The sequence below is a fragment of the Kitasatospora sp. NPDC058162 genome (assembly GCF_042884005.1).
In the GTDB taxonomy this organism is placed as follows: Bacteria; Actinomycetota; Actinomycetes; order Streptomycetales; family Streptomycetaceae; genus Kitasatospora.
In genome coordinates, this window is record NZ_JBHVUS010000081.1 from 1 (window position 1) to 3,469 (window position 3,469).

Below are 3,469 nucleotides of genomic sequence, written 5' to 3' on the forward strand. Positions count from 1 at the left end.
ACCCGCTGCTGGGAGCGATCACGGGCCTGGCCGACGGCGGTGTCCTGTTCAGCGGACGCCTGTCCCGCCACACCCACCCCTGGCTCACCGACCACACCGTGGAGGACCACGTCGTCGTCCCCGGCGCCGCACTGGTGGAAATGGTGGCCGAGGCCGCGGCCCGGGTCGACGCCGAGAGCATGGCGGAGCTGACCCTCGAGGCGCCGATGCTGCTGCCCGCGACCGGGGGCCTGCGGATCCAGGTCACCGTGGACGCCGCGGACGAGACCGGGCGCCGTCAGGTGCGGGTCTTCTGCCAGTCGGAGGAGGCTGCCGCCGCGGACCCGGACGGCTGGACCAGGAGTGCCTCCGGATGGCTCGGCGCCGACGCCGTCACGCCGTCCGTCTCCGACCCGGCGGTGTGGCCGCCGGCCGGCGCCGAAGCCGTCGACCTGGCGGACTTCTACCCCGCGCTCGCCGAGACCGGCTACGGGTACGGTCCTGCGTTCCAGGGCATCCAGGGACTCTGGCGCCTCGACGAGGACTGGTACGCCGACGTCGTCCTGCCCGAGCCGCAGCAGGCGGACGCCGCGAGGTACGGAATCCACCCGGCCCTGCTCGACGCCGCGCTGCACCCGCTGGCCCACCGTGCCGCGACCTCCGGGCAGGGCCTTCAGCTCCCCTTCTCCTGGAGCGATGTGGCGGTCCACGCCACCGGCGCCGACAGGCTTCGGGTGCACTGGCACGGCGACAGCAGGATGACGGCGACCGACGGCGAGGGTCGCCCGGTGGTCGAGATCGGATCGCTGGAGCTTCGACCGCTCGCCAACGGGTCGCTGGCGCCCGTCGGCGCCCCGACCGACGGTGAGCTGCTTCAGGTGGACTGGGCGCCCACCGCCGCCCTCGGTGAGGTGCCGGCTCGGGGCGGCACGTGGGCCCTCGTGGGCTTCGACCCGTTCGGCATCGTGGACGCCGCCCGCTCCGCGGATGCGGTCGAACCGCAGGTCGCCGTGGACCTGGCCGCCGTGAAGGGCGTTCCGGTGCCGAGCCGTGTCGTCCTCCCGGTGGGGGGTTCCGCGGGCGAGAGCGTGCCCGGTGCGGCCCATCGTCTCGCCGGCGAGGTGCTGGAAGTGATCCAGGCGTGGCTGGCCGACGAGCGCTTCGACGGCTCGCAGCTGGCCGTCGTGACCCGCGGCGCCGTCGGCACCGGGACCGGCGACACGCCCGTTGACGTGGCGGCCGGCGCGGTCTGGGGCCTGGTGCGTACCGCGCAGAGCGAGCACCCCGGCCGCTTCGTCCTGGTCGACCTCGATCCCGCCGCGGACACCGATGCTGCCGCGCTCTTCTCGGAGGAGCCGCAACTCGTCGTGCGTGGTGGGCAGATGCTCGCGCCGCGGATCACCGCAGGGGCCGCACCCGGCTCCGGCAGTGCCGCGACGTTCGACCCGGACGGCACCGTCATGATCACCGGCGGCTCCGGCACCCTGGGCGTGCTGATGGCCCGCCACCTGGTGCAGGCGCGCGGAGTGCGGCACCTCCTGCTGCTCTCGCGGCGCGGTGAGGCCGCTCCGGGTGCCGCCGAACTGGCGCTGGAACTCTCCGAGTTCGGTGCCGAGGTCCGCTTCGCCGCGTGCGACGCGGCCGACCCGGCGGCGCTGGCCGCCGTACTGGAGGCCATCCCGGCCGAACACCCGCTGACGGCAGTGGTGCACTCCGCCGGCGTGCTCGACGACGGGCTCGTGGAGTCGCAGACCCCCGACCGGTTCTCCGGAGTGCTGCGTCCGAAGGTGGACGCGGCGTGGAACCTGCACGAGCAGACCAAGGACCTGCCGCTGGCCGCGTTCGTCGTCTTCTCGTCCATCTCGGGCGTGATCGGCAACGCGGGGCAGAGCAACTACGCCTCGGCGAACACCTTCCTGGACACCCTCGCCGCCCACCGGCGCGGTCAGGGCCTGGCCGCGCACTCGCTCGCCTGGGGTCTGTGGGACCAGGCGGGCACGATGACCGGCCGGTTGGATGACGCGGACCGCGCGCGTCTGGCCCGTTCCGGCATCAAGGCCCTTCCCGTGGAGCGTGGTCTGGCGCTGTTCGACGAGGCGCTGGAGAGCGACCAGCCGCTGCTGGTTGCCGCGGCCCTGGACCGGGTCGCGCTGCGGACCGGCCCTGAAGAGGCACTTCCGGTGCTCCTGCGCACCCTGGTCCCGCGCCGCCGTCGCACCACCACCGGCGACCGGCCGGCCATGGCCGGCCATGGCGCAGTCGCGGTCAGCTGGGCGCAGAATGTCGGTGGGATGAGCCCGGAGGACCGTGAGCGTACGGTCGTCGACGTCGTGCGTGCGAGCGTTGCCGTGGTCCTGGGTTACTCCACGCCGCAGGCCGTCCAGCCGGACCGGTCCTTCAAGGACCTCGGCGTGGACTCCCTGACCGCCGTGGAACTGCGCAACCGCCTCACCACGGCGACCGGGCTGCGGCTGTCCGCCGGGCTGGTCTTCGACCACCCCACTCCGCAGGCCATCGCCAACTACCTCACGGGCCAGCTGGCGCCGGAGGAGAAGCCGGTCGACGCCCAGACGATCGCCGCCGAGTTCGACCGCGTGATGTCCGAGTTCGAGAACGCCTCGTTCGAAGAGGAAGACCGGGCCTGGCTGTCGAGGCGGGTCCAGGAAATGCTGACGAGGATCAGCGCCATGACGGGCATCGACGCCCTTTCCTCGGGTGCGGGCGGCGGTCTCTCCGACGCCGCGTCGGACGAGGAGATCTTCGCCTTCATCGACAACGAACTCTGAGATCTCCGGGCCCACGCCACCGCATTCGCCGTCAGTCACCCCGAAAGGCACCGCACCACATGGCTAACGAAGACAAGGTCCGCGAATACCTGAGGCGCGTGACCAATGAACTGGCAGACAGCCGCAAGCGTCTTCGGGACATCGAATTCAAGGAACACGAGCCGATCGCCGTGGTGGGCATGGCGTGCCGCTACCCCGGTGGAGTGGCGAGCGCACAGGACCTCTGGGACCTGGTGGCGGGCGGAGTGGACGCGGTGGGCGACTTCCCGTCCGACCGCGGCTGGGACGTGGAGAACCTCTACAACCCCGACCCCGAGGTCAGCGGCACCTCCTACACCCGGCAGGGCGGGTTCCTCTACGGCGCCGCCGAGTTCGACCCGGAGTTCTTCGGCCTGAGCCCGCGCGAGGCGCTGGCGACCGACCCCCAGCAGCGGCTGCTGCTGGAGACGGCGTGGGAGACGTTCGAGAGCGCGGGCCTGGACCCGGCGTCGCTGCGCGGCTCGCGCACCGGCGTCTTCGCCGGCGTCATGTACTCGGACTACGGCACGCGCGTCCGCAAGGCGCCGGGCGAGCTCGAGGGATATCTCGTCGCGGGCAGCACGGCCAGTATCGCGTCGGGTCGGCTGGCGTATTCGTTCGGTCTTGAGGGGCCGGCGCTGACGGTGGACACGGCGTGTTCGTCGTCGCTGGTCGCGCTGCACCTC

2 protein-coding genes are annotated in these 3,469 nt (G+C 72.4%); both read left to right on the plus strand.

Going from position 1 to position 3,469, the window contains the following annotated elements; translation table 11 throughout:
* On the plus strand, positions 1-2,765 hold a 2,765-nt coding region (locus ACFVXG_RS46075; RefSeq protein WP_387936494.1), incomplete at its 5' end, for an SDR family NAD(P)-dependent oxidoreductase.
* A 59-nt stretch (positions 2,766-2,824) separates the two neighbouring features.
* On the plus strand, positions 2,825-3,469 hold a 645-nt coding region (locus ACFVXG_RS46080; RefSeq protein WP_387936495.1), incomplete at its 3' end, for a beta-ketoacyl synthase N-terminal-like domain-containing protein.